The organism is Variovorax palleresanus (assembly GCF_051144945.1).
GTDB lineage: Bacteria > Pseudomonadota > Gammaproteobacteria > Burkholderiales > Burkholderiaceae_C > Variovorax > Variovorax paradoxus_S.
Genome location: NZ_JBJNVP010000002.1, coordinates 3523164 through 3542129, shown reverse-complemented (window position 1 = coordinate 3542129; position 18966 = coordinate 3523164). Strand labels below are relative to the sequence as shown.

General features: G+C 67.6%; 18 protein-coding genes. 10 read left to right on the top strand and 8 right to left on the bottom strand.

Going from position 1 to position 18966, the window contains the following annotated elements:
- The first annotated feature begins 38 nt into the window (after window positions 1-38).
- Window positions 39-1442: a UDP-N-acetylmuramate:L-alanyl-gamma-D-glutamyl-meso-diaminopimelate ligase gene (gene mpl, locus ACJ7Z0_RS20430; RefSeq protein ID WP_434791299.1), complete on the top strand. Its 1404-nt coding sequence runs from the start codon at window positions 39-41 to the stop codon at window positions 1440-1442.
- Complete coding sequence (locus tag ACJ7Z0_RS20425; protein ID WP_434791298.1) at window positions 1439-1948, top strand: cupin domain-containing protein; 510 nt, start codon at window positions 1439-1441, stop codon at window positions 1946-1948. Before mpl ends, ACJ7Z0_RS20425 begins: the two co-directional genes overlap by 4 nt.
- A gap of 11 nt (window positions 1949-1959) precedes the next feature.
- Here the strand turns inward: ACJ7Z0_RS20425 and ACJ7Z0_RS20420 are convergent, their stop codons facing one another.
- The 6 genes from ACJ7Z0_RS20420 to ACJ7Z0_RS20395 form a co-directional block, all read right to left on the bottom strand.
- Window positions 1960-3078 carry a 3-deoxy-7-phosphoheptulonate synthase gene (locus ACJ7Z0_RS20420; protein WP_434791297.1) on the bottom strand — a complete coding sequence of 373 codons (1119 nt, stop codon included), beginning with the start codon at window positions 3076-3078 and terminating at the stop codon, window positions 1960-1962.
- Between the two features lie 224 nt (window positions 3079-3302).
- Window positions 3303-3839 (bottom strand): hypothetical protein, encoded by a 537-nt coding sequence (locus ACJ7Z0_RS20415; protein WP_434791296.1) that lies wholly within the window; start codon window positions 3837-3839, stop codon window positions 3303-3305.
- A 44-nt stretch (window positions 3840-3883) separates the two neighbouring features.
- Window positions 3884-5344: a metalloprotease TldD gene (gene tldD, locus ACJ7Z0_RS20410; RefSeq protein ID WP_055801721.1), complete on the bottom strand. Its 1461-nt coding sequence runs from the start codon at window positions 5342-5344 to the stop codon at window positions 3884-3886.
- A gap of 39 nt (window positions 5345-5383) precedes the next feature.
- Window positions 5384-6538: a rod shape-determining protein RodA gene (rodA, locus tag ACJ7Z0_RS20405; protein ID WP_434791295.1), complete on the bottom strand. Its 1155-nt coding sequence runs from the start codon at window positions 6536-6538 to the stop codon at window positions 5384-5386.
- A 32-nt stretch (window positions 6539-6570) separates the two neighbouring features.
- Window positions 6571-8415 carry a sensor histidine kinase gene (locus ACJ7Z0_RS20400; protein WP_434791294.1) on the bottom strand — a complete coding sequence of 615 codons (1845 nt, stop codon included), beginning with the start codon at window positions 8413-8415 and terminating at the stop codon, window positions 6571-6573.
- A 17-nt stretch (window positions 8416-8432) separates the two neighbouring features.
- Window positions 8433-9161, bottom strand: a complete 729-nt coding sequence (locus ACJ7Z0_RS20395) for a response regulator (protein WP_434791293.1) — start codon at window positions 9159-9161, stop codon at window positions 8433-8435.
- Window positions 9162-9528: 367 nt separating this feature from the next.
- Here ACJ7Z0_RS20395 and ACJ7Z0_RS20390 point away from each other — a divergent pair, with 367 nt between their 5' ends.
- From ACJ7Z0_RS20390 to mtgA, 5 genes are all read left to right on the top strand, one after another.
- Window positions 9529-10122, top strand: a complete 594-nt coding sequence (locus ACJ7Z0_RS20390; RefSeq protein WP_369653270.1) for a YqiA/YcfP family alpha/beta fold hydrolase — start codon at window positions 9529-9531, stop codon at window positions 10120-10122.
- Window positions 10123-10188: 66 nt separating this feature from the next.
- On the top strand, window positions 10189-12252 hold the full coding sequence (locus ACJ7Z0_RS20385; protein ID WP_434791292.1) for a ribonuclease catalytic domain-containing protein: 2064 nt from the start codon (window positions 10189-10191) through the stop codon (window positions 12250-12252).
- Between the two features lie 85 nt (window positions 12253-12337).
- Window positions 12338-13189 carry an energy transducer TonB gene (locus ACJ7Z0_RS20380; RefSeq protein ID WP_434791291.1) on the top strand — a complete coding sequence of 284 codons (852 nt, stop codon included), beginning with the start codon at window positions 12338-12340 and terminating at the stop codon, window positions 13187-13189.
- Window positions 13190-13217: 28 nt separating this feature from the next.
- Window positions 13218-14075, top strand: coding sequence for a shikimate dehydrogenase (gene aroE, locus ACJ7Z0_RS20375; RefSeq protein WP_434791290.1), 858 nt, complete (start codon window positions 13218-13220; stop codon window positions 14073-14075).
- Window positions 14072-14815: a monofunctional biosynthetic peptidoglycan transglycosylase gene (gene mtgA / locus ACJ7Z0_RS20370; RefSeq protein WP_434791289.1), complete on the top strand. Its 744-nt coding sequence runs from the start codon at window positions 14072-14074 to the stop codon at window positions 14813-14815. The genes aroE and mtgA overlap by 4 nt, the downstream gene beginning before the upstream one ends.
- On the opposite strand, the gene ACJ7Z0_RS20365 is transcribed toward mtgA, so the two are convergent.
- The gene (locus ACJ7Z0_RS20365) at window positions 14760-15197 is read right to left on the bottom strand and encodes a ribosomal maturation YjgA family protein (protein ID WP_434792699.1); all 438 of its coding nucleotides are present in this window, start codon (window positions 15195-15197) and stop codon (window positions 14760-14762) included. The two genes, mtgA and ACJ7Z0_RS20365, sit on opposite strands and share 56 nt — an antisense overlap.
- Window positions 15198-15204: 7 nt before the next feature.
- On the opposite strand from ACJ7Z0_RS20365, the gene ACJ7Z0_RS20360 reads away from it, so the two are divergent.
- From ACJ7Z0_RS20360 to ruvC, 3 genes are read left to right on the top strand one after another with little or no spacing between them, the layout of a single operon-like run.
- On the top strand, window positions 15205-16098 hold the full coding sequence (locus ACJ7Z0_RS20360) for a lysophospholipid acyltransferase family protein (RefSeq protein WP_434792698.1): 894 nt from the start codon (window positions 15205-15207) through the stop codon (window positions 16096-16098).
- A gap of 1 nt (window position 16099) precedes the next feature.
- Complete coding sequence (locus ACJ7Z0_RS20355; RefSeq protein ID WP_434791288.1) at window positions 16100-17089, top strand: phosphatidate cytidylyltransferase; 990 nt, start codon at window positions 16100-16102, stop codon at window positions 17087-17089.
- Window position 17090: 1 nt separating this feature from the next.
- On the top strand, window positions 17091-17639 hold the full coding sequence (gene ruvC / locus ACJ7Z0_RS20350; RefSeq protein WP_013539450.1) for a crossover junction endodeoxyribonuclease RuvC: 549 nt from the start codon (window positions 17091-17093) through the stop codon (window positions 17637-17639).
- Window position 17640: 1 nt separating this feature from the next.
- Here ruvC and ACJ7Z0_RS20345 read toward each other — a convergent pair whose 3' ends face one another.
- Window positions 17641-18963 (bottom strand): alpha-methylserine aldolase, encoded by a 1323-nt coding sequence (locus ACJ7Z0_RS20345; protein WP_434791287.1) that lies wholly within the window; start codon window positions 18961-18963, stop codon window positions 17641-17643.
- Window positions 18964-18966: the final 3 nt, after the last annotated feature.

The following is an 18966-nucleotide window of genomic DNA, read 5'->3' as shown; positions in this document are numbered from 1 at the left end:
GGCCGAGGCGGTGCATGCGGCCTCCCTAGAATCACCTGATGCACATTCATATTCTTGGCATCTGCGGCACGTTCATGGGCGGATTGGCCGCCCTGGCGCGCGAAGCAGGCCACCGGGTCACCGGCTGCGACGCCGGCGTGTACCCGCCCATGAGCGACCAGCTTCGCTCGCTCGGCATCGACCTGATCGAAGGCTTTGCAGCCGACCAGCTCGCACTTTCGCCCGACATGTTCGTGGTCGGCAACGTGGTGTCGAGGGCCCGGCTTCCCGACGGCACGCCCAAGTTTCCGCTGATGGAAGCCATCCTCGATGCCGGCAAGCCCTACACCAGTGGTCCGCAGTGGCTGGCCGAGCACGTGCTGCTGGGCCGCCACGTGCTGGCCGTAGCCGGCACCCACGGCAAGACGACCACCACGTCGATGCTGGCCTGGGTGCTCGAAAAGGGCGGCAAGGCGCCGGGCTTCCTCGTGGGCGGGGTCCCGCTCGATTTCGGCGTCTCGGCACGCCTCGGCGACGGCCCGGCCTTCGTCATCGAGGCCGATGAATACGACACCGCCTTCTTCGACAAGCGAAGCAAGTTCGTGCATTACCGCCCGCGCACCGCGATTCTCAACAACCTCGAGTTCGACCACGCGGACATCTTCGACGACCTTGCCGCCATCGAGCGACAGTTCCACCATCTCGTGCGGACGGTGCCCGGCACCGGCCGGCTGGTGGTGAACGCGACCGAAGAAAGCCTGCAGCGCGTACTGGCGCAAGGCTGCTGGAGCGGGCTCGCGCGTTTTGGCGCGGGCGGCGAATGGCAGGCTTCCGGGTCGCATGACGCCTTCGACGTGCTGCGCAATGGCGAAGCAGTGAGCCGGGTCGAGTGGGAACTCTCGGGCCTGCACAACCAGATGAACGCGCTGGCCGCCATCGCGGCCGCCGAGCACGTGGGCGTGGCGCCGGCCGATGCGGCCCGCGCGCTGGCAAGCTTCAGAAACGTACGCCGCCGGATGGAACTGCGCGGCACCGTCGAACGCAGCGGCGGCGCGATCACCGTGTATGACGATTTCGCCCATCACCCGACCGCCATCCGCACCACGCTCGACGGCCTGCGCAAGAAGCTCGATGCCGCCGGCAAGCAAGGCGAGCGCATCCTTGCCGCCTTCGAACCGCGCAGCAACACGATGAAGCTGGGTGTCATGGCCGCGCAGCTGCCGTGGAGCCTGGAGTCGGCCGACCGGTCGTTCTGCCACACGGCGGGGCTCGACTGGGACGCCGCGGCAGCGCTCGCGCCGATGGGTGACCGCGCTCAGGTGGCCGGCGCCATCGAGCCGCTGATCGCGCAGATCGTCGCCGCGGCCCGGCCCGGCGACCACATCGTCTGCATGAGCAACGGCGGCTTCGGCGGCGTGCACGACAAACTGCTTGCGGCGCTGCGTGCCACGCCGGCATCATGACCGCCATGCGCGCGCGGGAACTGATCGAGAGCCTGAAGCTGCAGCCTCACCCCGAAGGTGGCTGGTACAGCGAGGTCTTCCGCTCGGCCGCGAGCGTGGTTCCCACCGATGGCCGCGCGCCGCGCAGCGCGCTCACCAGCATCTACTTTCTGCTCGAGGCGGGGCAGCATTCGCGCTGGCACCGGGTGCTGTCGGACGAAGTCTGGGTGCACCTGGAAGGCGTGCCGCTGGCACTCTGGACCTGCGACGCCGCCCTGCGCACCGTGCCGGCCCACGTGCGGCTGGGCCCGGTCGATGCGCACGGCACGCGGCCCCAGCACGTGGTGCCGGCCGGCCAGTGGCAGGCTGCCCGCCCGATCCAAGGCCACACCAGCGGCGACTACACGCTGGTCGCCTGCATGGTCGGGCCGGGCTTCGACTTTGCCGACTTCTCCCTGGTGCCGCCCGACAGCGACGAAGCCACTGCCATGCGGCACCACTGGCCCGAGCTGGCCGGGATGCTTTGACCCCCGTTTAATTAACCCCTGCGCTGCTTGACGGCCTGCGACAGGGTGTCGAGCACCTGCACGGAGTCGTCCCAGCCGATGCACGCATCGGTAATGCTCTTGCCGTATTCGAGGCCCGAGATCTGGTCCTTGCCCGGCGAGAACTTCTGGGCGCCGGCCTGCAGATGGCTTTCGACCATCACGCCGAAGACGCGGTTCGAACCCCCGGCGATCTGGTCGGCGATATCCTTCGCCACGTCGATCTGCTTCTGGTGCTGCTTGGAGCTGTTGGCGTGGCTGCAATCGACCATCAGCGTGGGCGGCAGCTTGGCGGCCTCGAGATCCTTGCAGGCGGCCTCGACACTCGCGGCGTCGTAGTTCGGCGCCTTGCCGCCGCGCAGGATCACGTGGCAGTCGCGGTTGCCGTTGGTCTGCACGATCGCGACCTGGCCGTTCTTGTGCACCGACAGGAAGTGATGCCCGCGCGCCGCCGCCTGGATGGCGTCGGTCGCGATGCGGATGTTGCCGTCGGTGCCGTTCTTGAAGCCGATCGGTGCCGATAGACCCGAGGCCAGTTCGCGGTGCACCTGGCTTTCGGTGGTGCGCGCGCCGATGGCGCCCCAGGAAATCAGGTCGCCGATGTACTGCGGCGAGATCACGTCGAGAAACTCGCTGCCCGCCGGCAGGCCCAGGCGGTTGATGTCGATCAAGAGCTGGCGCGCGATGCGCAGGCCCTCGTCGATGCGAAAGCTCTCATCGAGATACGGATCGTTGATCAAACCCTTCCAGCCGACCGTGGTGCGCGGCTTCTCGAAGTACACGCGCATCACGATCTCGAGCGTGCCGGCGTATTTTTCGCGCTCGACCTTCAGGCGGCGGGCATATTCGAGCGCCGCGGCCGGGTCGTGGATCGAACAGGGTCCCATGATCACCAGCAGCCGGTCGTCCTTGCCGGCCATGATGTTGTGGATGTTGCGGCGCGTGCCTTCGATCAGCGTTTCGACCGGCGTGCCGCGAATCGGGAAGAAGCGGATCAGATGTTCAGGAGGGGGCAGCACGTTGATGTCCTTGATGCGTTCGTCGTCGGTCTTGCTGGTTTTTTCGACGCTCGCATACCAGCTGTCGCTGGTCGGGGCAGTGTTCGTGCTCATGGTGCTTTCCTTGTGGGTGTGAAGATCGTCAGGGCATAAAAAAACCGCCGGGGCTGGAAGCGCCGGCGGTTTTGGGAGGGTGTTCGTTTGCTTTACGCGCTCGCCTCTCGTCCGCCGGAAACCGGGAACCAAAAGAAAGCAAAAAAATAAGCGCGGAGGGCGGACATGTGGGCGAAATGTAGCACGGAAAATAGGAGGCCCGGCAAAAGCCGGGCTTCCGAAGGTCAGCGGTAACCGGATTCGTTGGGGTTGTGGATGATCCAGATCAGGTTGCCGCCCGAGTAGTCACCCATGCCACCGCCCGCGAAAACCAGCCGGCCCTGGCCCTTGTAGGTCATCTCGTAGCGGTGGCGGTCGCCGCCGAAATAGAAGGGGATGAAGGCCTTGCCCGTCACATAGCCGCCCTGGTCGGTCGGCTGGCCGGCAATGTCGGTGACCTGCCTCGCGCTCATGCCGATCTGCAGCCGGTTGAACCTGCTGTTGCGCGTCGGGTTGCCGGTGATCTCGCCTTCGTAGCCGTTCAGGCCCTTGACCGTGCGGCCGCTGCCGGCTTCGACCTTGGAGGATTCGATCACGTTGCCCTGGGCATCCATGCCGGCCTTGGCCCCTGCACGGGCCGGTGCAGCAGGCGCGGCAGCGGGTGCGGCCGAGGGTTGGCTGGTGCCCGAACCGCCGCGCGATGCGCAGCCGGCCGTTGCCAGCAATGCCACTGCAGCAGTCGCGGCCCACAGGGCCGCGGACGAATTGATCCTGATCCTCATCGAATGCTCCTCTTTGTAAAAATAAGGAGCGGAGCTTAGCAAGCTCAGGCCGTTCCGCCTACGGTCAAACCATCGATGCGCAGGGTGGGCTGGCCCACCCCGACCGGCACGCTCTGGCCTTCCTTGCCGCAGGTGCCCACGCCGGAATCGAGCGCCATGTCGTTGCCGATCATCGTCACGCGGGTGAGCGCGTCCGGGCCGTTGCCCACGATGGTCGCACCCTTCACCGGGTACTGGATCTTTCCGTTCTCGACCCAGTAGGCTTCGCTTGCGGAGAACACGAACTTGCCGCTCGTGATGTCGACCTGCCCGCCGCCGAAGTTGGTGGCGTAGAGGCCCTTCTTGATGCTCGCGACGATTTCCTTCGGGTCCTTGTCGCCGCCCAGCATGTAGGTGTTGGTCATGCGCGGCATCGGCACGTGGGCGTAGCTCTCGCGGCGGCCGTTGCCCGTGGGCTTGACCTTCATGAGGCGCGCGTTGAGCGAATCCTGGATGTAGCCCTTGAGAATGCCGTCCTCGATGAGCACGTTGCGCTGGCTCGCGTTGCCTTCGTCGTCGACATTGAGCGAACCGCGGCGGTCGGCAATGGTGCCGTCGTCGAGCACGGTCACGCCCTTGGCCGCCACACGCTGGCCGATGCGGCCCGAGAACGCACTGGAGCCCTTGCGGTTGAAGTCGCCCTCCAGGCCGTGGCCGATGGCCTCGTGCAGCAGGATGCCGGGCCAGCCGGAACCGAGCACGACGGTCATCTCGCCAGCCGGGGCCGGACGCGCATCGAGGTTGGTCAGCGCGGCCTTCACGGCATGGTCGACGTATTCAGCGATCTGCTCGTCGGTGAAGTAGGCCAGCCCGAAGCGCCCGCCCCCGCCGCCTGAGCCGACTTCGCGCCGGCCGTTCTGCTCGGCAATCACGGTGACCGACAGGCGCACCAGCGGCCGCACGTCGGCCGCCAGCGTGCCGTCGGCGCGTGCCACCAGCACCACGTCGTACTCGCTCGCGAGGCCCGCCATGACCTGCGCCACGCGCGGATCGCGCGAACGGGCGAGCTTTTCGACCTTTTCGAGCAGCTTGACCTTGGCCGTGCTGTCGAGCGTGGAAATGGGGTCGATGCCGCTGTAGAGCGAGCGGCTCGACGCAATCTTGCGCGTGGCCGTCTTCACCCGGCCGGTGCGGCCCGCGGAAGAAATGGAGCGCACGGTGCGCGCGGCATCGAGCAGCGACGCCTCGGAAATGTCGTCCGAATAGGCAAACGCGGTTTTTTCGCCGCTGACCGCACGCACGCCGACGCCCTGGTCGATGCTGAAGCTGCCTGTCTTGACGATGCCCTCTTCGAGGCTCCAGCCTTCGCTGCGCGTGTACTGGAAGTACAGGTCGGCGTCGTCCACCTTGTGCGCGGTGATCTCGGCCAGGGCCTTGCCCAGGTGCGATTCGTCGAGGCCGAACGGCGTGAGAAGAAGCTGTTGCGCCGTGGCAAGGCGCTCGATGGTGGGTTCGCGAGAGATCATGAAGGGATTATTGCTCGCTCCCACGCTTTGCGTACGGCCCTAGTTCTGGGCGAGCTTGCGGGCCCTGGCGATGGACATCAGAATGCCCAGCCCCAGCCCCAGCGTGACCATGGCGGTGCCGCCGTAGCTGATGAACGGCAGCGGCACGCCCACCACGGGCAGGATGCCGCTCACCATGCCCATGTTGACGAAGGCATAGGTGAAGAAAATCATCGTCACCGCCCCCGCCAGGAGCCGCGAGAACAGCGTCGTGGCGTTGGCCGCGATGGCCAGCCCGCGGAAGATCAGCAGAATGAAGGCCGCGATCAGCGCCAGGTTGCCCACGAGGCCGAATTCCTCGGAGTAGGCCGCAAAGATGAAGTCGGTGGTGCGCTCGGGGATGAATTCGAGGTGCGTCTGCGTGCCCTGCATGAAGCCTTTGCCGCCCACGCCGCCGGAGCCGATGGCGATCATCCCCTGGATGATGTGAAAGCCCTTGCCCAGCGGGTCCTTGCTCGGATCGAGCAGCGTGCAGACGCGCTGCTTCTGGTAGTCGTGCAGCACGCGCCAGTCGACGCCGTCGGCGCACAGCTGCGACTCGAAGCCCACGATCAGCGTCACGGCAATGGCGCCGATCACCACCGGCGGAACGATCAGCTTCCACGACAGCCCGGCGAAAAAGATGACCGCCATGCCGGCCGCGAGCACCAGGAGCGAGGTGCCCAGGTCGGGCTGCTTCATGATGAGCCCCACCGGCACCGCCAGCAGCACCGTGGCCACCACGAAATCGAGCGGCCGCAACTGGCCTTCCCGGCGCTGGAACCACCAGGCCAGCATCAGCGGCATCGCGATCTTGAGGATCTCGCTGGGCTGGATCACCACGCCGATGTTGATCCAGCGGGTGGCGCCCTTCTTGGTGATGCCGAATAGCGCCACCGCCACCAGCAGCGCCACCCCGGTGGCATAGAGCGGCACCGCGAAGATCATCAACCGCTGCGGCGGCACCTGGGCCACCACGAACATGATGAAGCCGGCCAGCAGCATGTTGCGGCCATGGTCGGAAAAGCGCGAGCCGTGGTCATAGCCCGACGAATACATGGTGAGCAGTCCGGCAAAGGCCAGCAGCAGGACTGCAAAGGCCAGAAAGCCGTCGAAGCCCTGGAAGATGGGCGCGACTCGGCGCGCCAGGGAGGGCTGATTGAACACGGCGGACATGGGGGCGGATTATCCGCGCCCCGCGAGGTACCTCAGCCGAAATCGAGCCGAACGACCGTGCGCCCCGGTCGGCTTTCGAGCGCCAGCCGGGCGCCGACCGTGACGGCGCGCTCCGAAAGCGCCCTGGGCACGCGCGATGTGTCGAAGCCCTGTCCGTCGTCGACCACGCGCAGCTGCACGGCACCGGCCAGGTTTTCGGCCTCGATCCGGAGCGTCTTGGCGTGGGCGTGTTGCAGCACGTTGGAAATGGCCTCGAACAGCAGGAACTGCAATTGCCGCATGCCCTGCGCGTCGAGCCGCTTTACCGCGGGCACCTCGTCCACCGCCCACTCGAATGCGATGCCGGCGGCCGCCAGCCGCGGCTCCAGCCGGTAGCGCAATGCCGCCAGCAGGGCGCCGACGTCGCCGGGCGGCAAATGGATCGAATCGATCGACAGCTTGAGCTTGTCGAGCGAATCGCGCAGCGTGCGCAGCAGTTCATCGGAACTCGCCTGGCCCGACTGCAGCTGCCGGATCGCCGAGCTGATGTGCGAACCCACGCCGTCGTGCATGTCGCGCAGGATGCGTTCGCGCTCGTGGGTGCGCGCCTGGTCGCGCGCCACCTGCTCCAGCGCCGCGAAGGTGGACGCGAGTTCGCGCTCGCGCTGCGCCACGCGCTCGGCCAGGGTCGCGACCCAGCCACGCGCCTCGACGCTCGCGGCATGGAAGCGCCGAAGCACGATCAGGAGCAGCGCAATGCCGAAGAACACCGACGAATACCGCACCCAGGTGGTCTCGCCGTAGGCATCGCTCAGGCGGATCACGAGCCAGTCGCGGGTGCCGAAGCCCAGCGTCACCAGCGCCGCGGCCGCCACCAACAGGCGCCCCACGTTCGGCCGCCTGACCGTCGCCACCGCAAAGGCGCCGACGAACAGCGTAACGAGCACGATTTCCAGCGCGAGCCAGCCGGTGAGCCAATAGGGCTGCTCGCGGTACAGCGCCATGGCACTCGCCGCGAAGGTTCCGGCCACCACGGCGGCCATCGGCCAGCGCAGCCAGCGCATGCGCGGGTTGCCGTCCCAGCCGGCCAGGTGGTAGCAGAACATCATGGCGGACGCGGCCCACCCCGCATAGCAGGTGGCCATGAGCACACCCCAGAAGCCCCAGGAAAGAGGCGGTTCGGCAATCACGCCGTCGGCCACCCGCAAGGCCCAGCAGAACTCGGCCAGCGCGGCCCAGAAATAGATGCCGTCGCGCCGCCGCCGTCCATCGGCACCGGCATCGACCTGCGTGAGCCACAAGGCCAGCGCGATGCCGCCGACGATGAGGCTGAAGGCGGTCAGCAGCACGGAGCCGGTAAAGCGCCAGGCATAGGCGCGCTCGAAAAGCTCGGTGCGCACCGGCGTCGCGGGCCCGATGGTCACGCGCGAAAGCCCGGCGCGGCGGGCGCTGTCGGCGCGGATGCGAATCTGCAGGCGGTTGTCGCCCGCCTTCAGCAGGTGCCCCGGCACCGGCACATAGATGGGCGCCTTGGCGTAGTCGGCGCCGTTGCCCCGGGCCAGGTCGCCAAAAGCCTGCAGCAAGGCGTCGTTGAGCCGCACCTCGAGCACGTTGCCGGCGCGGGGAAGGAAGATGCCCCAGGGCGTCGCGGGCTCGGCCGCCAGCGTGAAAGGCAGCTCGAAATCCGCAAGACCCGGGCGTCCGGCGTGCCGGCGATCCCAGTGGTAGGACAGCTCGACGGGTGCCTGGTGCGTGACGCCGTCGATGGTGGTAGTGACGGTGCCGCGCCGCAATTCGATCGGGATCTCCGCCGGCGCAGCCGCTGCGGCACGCGCCGCGACCAGCAGCATCACCGCGAGCCCCATGGCGAGAAGAGCCCGTGCCGGGCCTCCGAACATGCGCCCGGCCACGTGGTTCAGCCCGGGTGGGACAGCAGGCCGAGGCGCGTGGCTTCGAACACGGCCTCACTCTTGGAATGCACCGCCAGCTTGCCGTAGAGATTCTTGATGTGCGTCTGCACCGTGTGAACGCTCAGCCCCTTGAGCCGCGCAATTTCCGCATAGGAGAACCCGCGCGCGATCAGCGTCAGCACTTCATGTTCGCGGGCCGAAAGCAGGCTCGGCGCCGCGATGTCGGCGGCGGCCTCGGGCGCAGCCACGGTGGCGGGGGTGCCCGCCAGTTGCAAGCTGCGGTATTTGGCGAGCACGCGCCGCGCGATCATGGGCGAGATCGGTGATGCGCCGGCCTTCATCTCGACGATGGTTTGTGCAATGTCCTCGGGGGCGGCGTCCTTGTGGATATAGCCGACGGCACCGGCCTCGATGCTGGAGAGCACGTTTTCTTCATCGCCGAAGACGGAAATCACCAGCGGCTCGCAGCCGGGAAAGCGCGCCACGGCCTCGCGGATCACGTCCAGCCCGCTGCCATCGGGCATGCCGAGGTCGACCAGCAGCACGTCGGGAATGGTGCTGGTCTGGGCCAGCCAGGCCAACGCCTCTTGCACCGTGCCTGCGCTTCCCAGCCAGAACAGGCGCGGGCTGCGCTGCACGCTGGCCTCGAAGAAGGCGCGCGCGCGGCTGTCGTCCTCGACGACGAGCACGCCCCAACGGCGTGTCAGTCCCGCATCCAGAGCCTCGATGTTCATGGCGTGAGCATAAGCCTCGGCGCTAGGCCGCACGGCCGCGAAGCCTCCCGTTTTCATGGGATGCCCCCCGCCTCCGCGGGCCGCGAAACTGAGGCTGGCTTGCCACACCTGCGGCCCGGCCGAAATCGCCGCAGGCGAAAGTTGAATACTTTCGATTTCCCGAAGGCAGACGCCGAGCAGATCGAGCAAAGAAAATCCCCGCGCTCAGGGGGCCACAGTGGTACACCGACACCTTCCTGCAAGAAGCCCGCATCCCGGAGACCTGGGCTCCGGAGGGCGCTTTGCGCCCATGGACCTCATGCAAAATTACCCGGCTCCTTTACCGAAGGAGTTGAGTCGACCGCACCACTTTCAGTCTCCACCACGCATGGACCCGCAAACCACTCATCTGTTGTACCTGCACGGATTTCGCTCCTCGCCCCGGTCGACCAAGGCGCGGCTCATGGCACAGCGCGTGGCACGGGAGCATCCGGACCTGCAGTGGTGGTGCCCGCAGTTGCCTCCCTCTCCGCGCGAAGCCATCGACATGATCATGAAGGGCATCGCGGACTGGCCGCGCAAGTCGATGGCGGTGGTGGGTTCTTCGCTCGGCGGCTTCTATGCCACCTATGTGGCGGGCATGACGCGATGCCGCACCGTGCTGCTCAATCCGGCGGTGCATCCGGCGCGCGACCTCGCGCTCTACATCGGCGACCAGACCACGTGGCAAGACCCGGCCGAGCATTTCTATTTTCGGCCCGAGTACATCCAGGAGCTGCGCACCATGGAAGTCGGCGCGCTCACGCGCCCCGAGCGCGTGCTGGCCATCATCGCCAAGGGCGACGAGGCGCTCGACTGGCATGAAACCTCGGCGCGCTACCCCGACAGCAACATCAAGCTGCTCGAGGGAGGCGACCACGCGCTGTCCGACTTCGAGGAAAACCACCTCGACGACGTGATGGCGTTCATCAACCCCATCTGAAGTCCGGACAACACGCCGCGGAAGCGGGCAAGCCTGGGGGTGTACCAAGTCTGGGACAATCCGGGCATGTTTGTATTGTTTGAAGAAGCCGGCAAGTACCTCGGTGGCCGCGTGCTGTCGGAGGCCGAAGCATCGGCGCAGGTCGAGCTCGACACGGGCAAGCGCGTCAAGGTCAAGGGCGCCAACATCGTCCTGCGTTTCGAGAAGCCGGCGCCGGCCGAGCTGATCGCCGAAGCGCGCGCCCTCGCCGCCGCGATGGACCTCGACCTCGCCTGGGAATTTGCGCCGGAGGGAGAGTTCGGCTACGGCGAGCTTGCATCCGACTATTTCAGCGACAAGCCCACGCTCGCGCAGCAGGCCGCCGCGCTGTTTGCGCTTTTCGAGGCGCCGCACTACTTTCGCCGCGCGGGCAAGGGGCGCTTCAAGAAAGCGCCCGCCGAGATCCTGCAGCAGGCGCTGGCCGCCATCGAGAAGAAAAAGGTCATCCAGGCGCAGATCGTCGAATGGGCTGGTCAGCTGGCCGAGGGCGTGTGCCCGCCGCCGATCCGCGAACAGCTCTACAAGATCCTGTTCAAGCCGGACAAGAACGCGCCCGAATACAAGGCCGTGGTCGATGCCGCGCGCGCCACGCAGCGCCCGCCGCTCGATTTGCTGGAGCGCGCGGGCGCCATCGACTCGGCCTACCAGTTCCACTGGCGGCGCTTCCTGTTCGAGAACTTTCCCAAGGGCACCGGTTTTCCGGCGCTCGCCGCACCGGCCATCGTGGACGACCTGCCGGTTGCCACAGGCGTGGAGGCATTCTCGATCGACGATTCGCAAACCACCGAGATCGACGACGCGCTGTCGGTGCAGGGCCTGGGCAGCGGCACCGTCACGGTGGGCATCCACATCGCGGCGCCCGGCCTGGCGCTGACGCCGGGCAGCCCCATCGACCAGGTGGCGCGCAATCGCATGTCCACGGTCTACATGCCGGGCTACAAGATCACCATGCTGCCCGACGAGGTGGTCAACGCCTACACGCTGCTCGAAGGCGGTGACCGGCCCGCGGTGTCGCTCTACGTGCGCTTCGACGAAGCCACGCTCGAACTGCAATCGAGCGAGACGAAGCTCGAACGCGTGCCCATCGTGGCCAACCTGCGGCACGACCAGCTGGACAGCGTCGTCACGCAGCCCTGGCTCGAGGACGCCTCGTTCTCGAACGGGAACACGCCCGAGGCGGCTGCGAAGCTGCGCGCCCCGCTCTCCTTCCTGTTCCGTCTCGCAAAGCAGCTCAAGGCCCAGCGCGAAGTGGTGCGCGGCAAGCCCGAGAACTTCAACCGGCCCGACTACAACTTCCGCCTGGTCGGCAACGACGGCGAGCCGAACGGCAGCGAGCAGGTGCAGATCACCACGCGCCAGCGCGGCGCGCCGCTCGACCTGATCGTGTCCGAAGCGATGATCCTGGCCAACAGCAGCTGGGGCGGCTGGCTCGGCGAACTCGGCGTGCCCGGGCTCTACCGCAGCCAGGCCAGCCTGGCGCCCGGCATCAAGGTGCGCATGGGCACGCGGGCGCTGCCGCACGCGGGCCTCGGCGTGAAGAGCTATGCCTGGAGCACCTCGCCGCTGCGCCGCTACACCGACCTCGTGAACCAGTGGCAGATCATCGCGGCCGCGCGCCACGGCAAGACCGCCGCGCTGGCCGCGCCCTTCAAGCCGAAGGATGCCGACCTGTTCTCGATTCTTTCGGGCTTCGACGCTGCCTACGCGACCTACAACGCCTACCAGGGCGGCATGGAACGCTTCTGGACGCTCAAGTACCTGGAGCAGCAGGGCATCACCGAGATCGAAGCGACCGTCATCAAGGACATCCAGAACGGCGCCCTGGTGCGCGCGGACACGCTGCCGCTGGTGTTTCCGGTGGCGGGCCAGCAGGAACGCGGCGCACGCCTGCGCGTCAAGCTCGGCGAGATCGATGAAATCGCGCTCGACGTGCACGGCACGGTGCTCGAGCGCCTCGACGCCCCCAAGGCCGATGCCGCGGCCGAGGAAGAAGAAGGCGGCGACGAAGATCTGGAAGAAGTCGCGGGCCCCATCGCCATTGCCGTCGATTTGACCGACAGCGAGGCGGCACCCGAGAACACGCCGGCATGAGCACCGCCCGGCCACCCGAAGGTGCCCAGCACCGCAGCCCGCAGGGCAGCAGAGGCCATTCAATGAGCCCGGAGGACCGTCGTCCATGAACTTCAGGGATCTGAGCACGCTGCAGATCGCACTCGGCGTGTCGGTCATTCTGCACGCCGCACTTCTCGCGGTGCGCTTCGTCGACCCCGAGTCGTTCAACCGGGTCTTCAGCGAAACGCCGCTCGAAGTGATCCTGGTCAACAGCAAGACGCACGACAAGCCCGACGCCAAGACCCGGGTGATGGCGCAGACCTCGCTCGCGGGCGGTGGCGACCTCGAACGGGGCCGCGCCACCAGCCCGCTGCCGCCGTCGAGCTTCACCGCCGTGGGCGACTCGGTCGAGGAAGCGCGGCGCCAGGTCGAGGCCATGCAGGCCCAGCAGATGCAGTTGCTCGCGCAACTCAAGCGCGACTTGGCCGCCATGCCCGCGCCGGACCCGCGCGCCTCGGGCGATCCGAAGGAATCCGTTGCGCGCGAGGAAAAGCGGCGCCAGATGGTGGAGCTGCTGGCCGAAATCGAACGGCGCGTGAACGAAGAAAACGCACGCCCCAAGAAGCGCTACCTGAGCCCCTCCACCCGCGAGGCGGCCTATGCCATCTACGTGGACACGCTGCGCCGCCGCGTCGAGCTGCGAGGCACCGAGAACTTCCCCACGGCGGCCGGCAAGAAGCTCTATGGCGAGCTCAAGATGACGATCACCATCAACCACGACGGCAAGCTGCTCGATACCGTGGTGGATGAAAGCTCGGGCGACACCACGCTCGACCGCCGTGCCAAGGCCATCGTGCACAGCATCGGCAACTTCGGCAAGTTCACCGACGCGATGCGAAAAGAGACCGACCAGATCGTGCTGCAGTCGCGCTTCAAGTTCACGCGCGACGAAACCATCGAGATCTCCTCCCAATAGCATCGCAACAACGGCGAATCACGGCACCATGGACCTGTACTGCGTAGTGGGCAACCCCGTCGAGCACAGCCGCTCGCCCCGCATCCATGCCCGATTTGCCGAACTCTGCGGCCAGCAGATGGACTACAGCCGCCGGCTCGTGCCGATCGGCGCTTTTGCCGACGGCATTGCCGGCTTCAGGCGCGAAGCCGCAGAGCGCGGCGACACCGCACGCGGCTGCAACGTCACCGTGCCTTTCAAGTTCGACGCCGCCGCCATTGCGCAGCACACCAGCGAGCGGGCGCTGCTCGCCCAGGCGGTCAACACGCTGCGCTTCGAAGCCGACGGCAGCATTCACGCCGACAACACCGACGGCATCGGCCTCGTCAACGACATCGTGCGCAACGCCGCCGTGCCGCTCGCAGGCTGCGAACTGCTGCTCATCGGCGCGGGCGGCGCGGCCGCCGGCGTGCTGGGGCCGTTGCTCGATGCGGGCGCCTCGCGCATCGTGGTGGCCAACCGGACCGTCGGCAAGGCGATGGCCCTGGTGCAGCGCCATGCCGCCCTGGCACTGCGCCACGGCGCCACGCTCGAAGCCTGGGCGCTCGACGAAGTACCCGGCAATTTCGACGTGGTGGTCAATGCCACCGCCTCCAGCCTGGCGGGCGATGCGGTGCCGGTGCGCGCGCAGGTGCTGCGCGCGGGCGCGCTCGCAGTCGACCTGATGTACGGCCCCGCCGCCGCCGGCTTCATGGCCTGGGCCGAGGCGCACGGTGCCGTGCCGCGCGATGGGCTCGGCATGCTGGTCGAGCAGGCGGCCGAAGCTTTCGAGATCTGGCGCGGCGTGCGCCCGCCCGCCGCAGAGGTGCTGGCCGAGCTGCGCGCCTCGCTCGCCGCCGGCCAATGAAGGGCCTGCTGCGCCTGGTCGCCTGCCTGCTGTTGGCGGGCCTGGCGATGGAGCTCTTCTTCGTGGCGCGCATCGCGGCCATGGCGGTGGTCGATCCGCAGAGCACCGCATTCCAGCGCTCCGAAGCCTGGCAGATCGCCATCCATCAGGGCAGCAAGGGCGCATGGCGCCAGGAGTGGGTGCCCTACACGCAGATCAGCGACAACCTCAAGCGTGCCGTCATCGCCAGCGAGGACGCCGACTTCATCGACCACAACGGCGTGGAATGGGAAGCCATCGAGCGCGCGCGGCAGCGCAATGCCAAGGCCGAGGAGCTGGCAGCCCGGCGCGCCGCGCGTGCCGTGGCGCGCGGCAAGCCGGTGCGCCCGGTGCAGCTGCGCGGCGGCTCCACCATCACGCAGCAGCTCGCGAAGAACCTGCTGCTCTCCGGCGAGCGCACGCTGCTGCGCAAAGGCCAGGAGCTGGTGCTCGCCACGCTGCTCGAGGTGCTGCTCGACAAGCGCCGCATCCTCGAGATCTATCTCAACAACGTCGAATGGGGCGAAGGCGTGTTCGGCGCCGAGGCGGCGTCCCAGTACTACTTCAGGAAGCCCGCCTCGCGCTTGAGCGCCGGCGAGGCCGCGCGCCTGGCCGTGATGCTGCCCAGCCCCAAGTTCTTCGAGCGCAGGGTCGGCTCGTCCTATCTCAACGGGCGGGTTTCGACCATCGTGGCGCGGATGCCGGCGGCCGAGCTGCCCTGACGGCGCCGCACACCGCCTCGACGGCCAGCACCGCCGCGAAGCCGATCACGTAGGCCAGCACATCCCACCAGTCGGCCGTGCTGCCGAGCACGATGCGCAGGGCGCGGTTCGGAATGTGCAGGTGCCAGGCCGATGCCAGGAACTGCCCCAGTTCGACCGCCAGGCCCACGCCGAGCGCCGCCAGCGCGAGCGGCAGCACGCGCGCGGCAACGAAGCTCTTGAAGACGAGGTAGACCCACGCCACGGCCAGCACGTCGCCGAAGAAACTCCGCAACCAGCCCCAGCGCGCACCGACGGTGGCCAGCAGCACGAGAACAAGCAACAGGGCCACCGCCCACACCAGAGAAAGAGGATCGAAACGCCATCGCATGCCCCGTATCATCGCGCCCATGCTGGCAAAGCTCACGGGTTGGTTGTTGTTGGGGATCGTCCGCTTGCTCACGGGGGCCCAGGCACGCTGGTATGGCTGTCCGCCGAAGGCCGAGCAGCGCATCTATTTCGCCAACCACCAGAGCCACGCCGACCTCGTGATGATCTGGGCCGCCCTGCCCGAAGAGTTGCGCAGCATCACGCGGCCGATTGCGGCGCGCGACTACTGGGCCAACACGCCGTTCAAGCGCTGGATCACGACCGAGGTGTTCAACGCGGTGTACGTGGAGCGCGCGGCCACGGCGCCGGCGGGTGCCACGTCGCCAGCCGCGCCGCCAGCGCCCGAGGCTCCGCCAGCGCCAGTGCCTGCGCCCGCGCGGAACGTGGCTGCAGCGCAAGCCGAGCGGATCGAGCCTTCCATGGAGCCGCTGCTGCCGATGACGCCGTTCCTGGTCGACGTCACCCCCGAGGCGGTGGACGAAGTTCAGGGGCGGCTCGACCTCCCCGCTCCGCCACCACCACCTCCTCCCCCGCCCCCTCTCCCACCGGTACAGCCGCCGGCCATGGAAGCAGCAACGGAGCCGCCCGCGCCCGATCCGCTGGCACCGCTGGTCGAGGCGCTGCGCAGCGGCGACTCGATCATCATCTTTCCCGAAGGCACGCGCGGCCACACCGGGGAGCCGCAGAAGTTCAAGTCGGGCCTCTACACGCTCGCGACGATGTTTCCCGAAGTGGTGCTGGTGCCCGCTTGGATCGACAACGTGCAGCGCGTCATGCCCAAGGGCGAGATCGTGCCGGTGCCCATCCTGTGCTCCGTCACTTTCGGTGCGCCGATCCGCGTCGAGGAAAGCGAAGAGCGCCGTCCCTTCCTCGATCGCGCACGTGCCGCGGTGATTGCATTGCGCGACGCCTGACATGAACCAGTTCCTGCGCAGCCTCACCCCGACCCAGCAGGTCGCGGCCCTTTTTCTCATCGTCTTCGGCCTGCTCGTGATCGTCAGCACCACGGCCTTCTTCCTGACCTTCAGGGAGCGCCGCAACCCCGTGCACGACGCCGCCTGGCAAGCCGAGCTGGCGCACTACCGAAAACTGCTGGGCACCACCTGGTTCATGGTGATCGTGTTCTGGGTCGGCTGGGCCTTGGGCGAAACCGTGGCCACCGTGCTGTTCGCGCTCATCGCCTTCTTTGCGCTGCGGGAGTTCATCACGCTCTCGCCCACGCGGCGCGGCGACCACCGCAGCCTGATCCTGGCGTTCTTCGTGGTGTTGCCAATCCAGTTCTGGCTCGTGGCCACCGCGCGCTTCGACCTGTTCACCGTGTTCATTCCGGTCTACGTGTTCCTCGCGATCCCGGTCGCGAGCGCGCTGGCCGACGACCCAAGCCATTTTCTCGAGCGCAATGCCAAGCTGCAGTGGGGCATCATGGTCTGCGTCTACGGCATGAGCCATGTGCCGGCGCTGCTGCTCCTGAGCTTTCCGGGCTACGAGGGCAAGAGTGCCTTTCTCGTGTTCTTCCTGGTGTTCGTGGTGCAGACCTCGGTGCTGGTACAGCACGTGATTTCGCGCCGCACGCAGCGCACGCCCTTTGCGCCCAACGTGAGCCGCAGCTTCAACTGGACCAGCTGGGGCATCGGCATCGGGGTGGCCAGCCTGGTGGGCGCGCTGTTCTCGTTCATCACGCCTTTCAAGTTCGGCCAGGCGCTCGCGGTGTCCGTCATCGCCTGCATCGCGGGCTCGATGGGCCACCTGGTGATGAAGGCGCTCAAGCGTGACCGCGGCATTCCCAACTGGGGCAAGAAGGGCGTGGGCGTCACGGGGGCGAACGGCCTGCTCGACCGCGTCGATGCGCTGTGCTTCGCGGCGCCCATCTTCTTTCACTCGATCCGCTGGTACTTCAACCTCTGACATGCGCATCCTCGGCATCGACCCCGGCCTTCTGACCACCGGTTTCGGCGTGGTGGATGCGGACGGCCATGCGCTGCGCTATGTCGCGAGCGGCACCATCAGCACGCGGCACCTGGGCAGCGGCAATCTTCCGGCGCGCCTCAAAGTGCTGTTCGACGGCATCGCCGAAATCACCGCGCGCTACCAGCCCGATGCCTCGGCGGTCGAAATCATCTTCGTCAACGTCAACCCGCAATCGACGCTGCTGCTGGGCCAGGCGCGCGGCGCCTGCGTCACTTCGCTGGTGAACAGCAATCTCACGGTGGCCGAATACACGGCCCTGCAGATGAAGAAGGCGGTCGCCGGCCACGGCCAGGCCGCCAAGGCCCAGGTGCAGGAGATGGTGAAGCGGCTGCTCGACCTGCCGGGGCTGCCTGGCGCCGATGCGGCCGATGCACTGGGCATTGCCATCACGCATGCGCAGGTGGGCCGGTCGATGGCGCGGCTGGCCGAGGCTGCCGAGCTGTCGAAGACCCACGCCGGCACCTACCGGCAAGGACGTTCGCGCTGACTCAGCGAACGATGTAGCGCAGGCCGCCCTGGCGTGTGCGGCGCTCGCGCACCTCGGCGGCAACGGAGACCGCGTCCCCTTCGAGCGCCCGGGCGATCCACGAGGCGAGCTGCGGCATGTCTTCAGGTGTGAAACCGAGCCGCACGATTTCCGGTACACCGAGTCGCAGGCCGTTGACGTCGCCTTCGACCGGCGCCATGGGCAGGCCGATGCCGCAGGCCAGCAGGCCGCCGCGGGCGAGCTTCTTCGCGGCCTGCTGACCCCCGCCCCAGCGCGCGGCCGCTACAGCGAACTGATGCGATTGCGTGAAGCCGCGCGCCTTGGCAAACACCGGCAATCCCTCGGCATCGAGGGCACGCGCAAGCGCCTGCGCGGTGTCGCGCATGGCTGCCGCGTAGGCTTTGCCATGCACCTTCCAGTCAAGCAGGCCGCGGGCCAGCGCCGCAGCGCGCCCCGCATCGGAATTGGCGGTGAGGCCTGGGTAGGCGATGGCGTCGATGCGTTCCATCAGCGCTGCGTCGTTCGACACGATCAGCCCGCCCGCCGGGCCGCCGAGGCTCTTGTAGGTGCTCATGGTGATCGCATGCGCGCCCTCCTCGAGCGGCTGCGGCCAGGCCTTGCCGGCCACCATGCCCGAGAGATGCGCGGCATCGAAGAGCAGCTTGGCACCGACGCTGTCGGCAATCTCGCGGATGGCCGGCACCGGGTGCGGAAAGAGGTTCAGGCTGCCGCCGATGGTGATGAGCCTGGGCTTCACCTCGCGTGCGAGCCGTGCCAGCGCGGCCACGTCGACCGTGTAGCCGTCGGCATCGACCGGCGCGGGCACGGTCTTCAGTCCATAGAGGCCGGCCGCGCCAGCCGCATGGTGGGTGACATGGCCGCCAATGGCCGGCGGCGGCGCAATGATGGTGTCGCCCGGCTGGCAGGTCGCCATGAACACGTAGAGGTTCGACAGCGCACCGGAACTCACGCGCACTTCGGCGAAGGTCGAGCCGAACACCTCGGCAGCCAGCTCGGCCGCGATGACCTCGATGCGCTCGATGGCCTCCAGGCCCACCTCGTACTTGTCGCCGGGATAGCCGAGCGACGCGCGCGAACCCAGCCCGCGCGACAGCAGCGCCTCCGCGGCGGGGTTCATCACGTTGGTGGCGGGGTTCAGGTTCAGCCCTTCCCGGTCGTGGATGCGGTGGTTGTCGTCGACCAGCCTCTCGATCTCGGCCACCACGCCCGCGGCATCGCGCGCGGCGGCATCTCCGGCAATGGCGAGCACATGCTCTTCGCTGGCGGCGGGAACCCAGGGTCGGCGTTGGAGGGCGGCGGGCATGCG

Coding starts and splice junctions, on each gene's coding strand:
- mpl (WP_434791299.1), top strand. CDS start 39: ATGCACATTCATATTCTTGGCATCTGCGGCACGTTCATGGGCGGATTG.
- ACJ7Z0_RS20425 (WP_434791298.1), top strand. CDS start 1,439: ATGACCGCCATGCGCGCGCGGGAACTGATCGAGAGCCTGAAGCTGCAG.
- ACJ7Z0_RS20420 (WP_434791297.1), bottom strand. CDS start 3,078: ATGAGCACGAACACTGCCCCGACCAGCGACAGCTGGTATGCGAGCGTC.
- ACJ7Z0_RS20415 (WP_434791296.1), bottom strand. CDS start 3,839: ATGAGGATCAGGATCAATTCGTCCGCGGCCCTGTGGGCCGCGACTGCT.
- tldD (WP_055801721.1), bottom strand. CDS start 5,344: ATGATCTCTCGCGAACCCACCATCGAGCGCCTTGCCACGGCGCAACAG.
- rodA (WP_434791295.1), bottom strand. CDS start 6,538: ATGTCCGCCGTGTTCAATCAGCCCTCCCTGGCGCGCCGAGTCGCGCCC.
- ACJ7Z0_RS20400 (WP_434791294.1), bottom strand. CDS start 8,415: ATGTTCGGAGGCCCGGCACGGGCTCTTCTCGCCATGGGGCTCGCGGTG.
- ACJ7Z0_RS20395 (WP_434791293.1), bottom strand. CDS start 9,161: ATGAACATCGAGGCTCTGGATGCGGGACTGACACGCCGTTGGGGCGTG.
- ACJ7Z0_RS20390 (WP_369653270.1), top strand. CDS start 9,529: ATGGACCCGCAAACCACTCATCTGTTGTACCTGCACGGATTTCGCTCC.
- ACJ7Z0_RS20385 (WP_434791292.1), top strand. CDS start 10,189: ATGTTTGTATTGTTTGAAGAAGCCGGCAAGTACCTCGGTGGCCGCGTG.
- ACJ7Z0_RS20380 (WP_434791291.1), top strand. CDS start 12,338: ATGAACTTCAGGGATCTGAGCACGCTGCAGATCGCACTCGGCGTGTCG.
- aroE (WP_434791290.1), top strand. CDS start 13,218: ATGGACCTGTACTGCGTAGTGGGCAACCCCGTCGAGCACAGCCGCTCG.
- mtgA (WP_434791289.1), top strand. CDS start 14,072: ATGAAGGGCCTGCTGCGCCTGGTCGCCTGCCTGCTGTTGGCGGGCCTG.
- ACJ7Z0_RS20365 (WP_434792699.1), bottom strand. CDS start 15,197: ATGATACGGGGCATGCGATGGCGTTTCGATCCTCTTTCTCTGGTGTGG.
- ACJ7Z0_RS20360 (WP_434792698.1), top strand. CDS start 15,205: ATGCTGGCAAAGCTCACGGGTTGGTTGTTGTTGGGGATCGTCCGCTTG.
- ACJ7Z0_RS20355 (WP_434791288.1), top strand. CDS start 16,100: ATGAACCAGTTCCTGCGCAGCCTCACCCCGACCCAGCAGGTCGCGGCC.
- ruvC (WP_013539450.1), top strand. CDS start 17,091: ATGCGCATCCTCGGCATCGACCCCGGCCTTCTGACCACCGGTTTCGGC.
- ACJ7Z0_RS20345 (WP_434791287.1), bottom strand. CDS start 18,963: ATGCCCGCCGCCCTCCAACGCCGACCCTGGGTTCCCGCCGCCAGCGAA.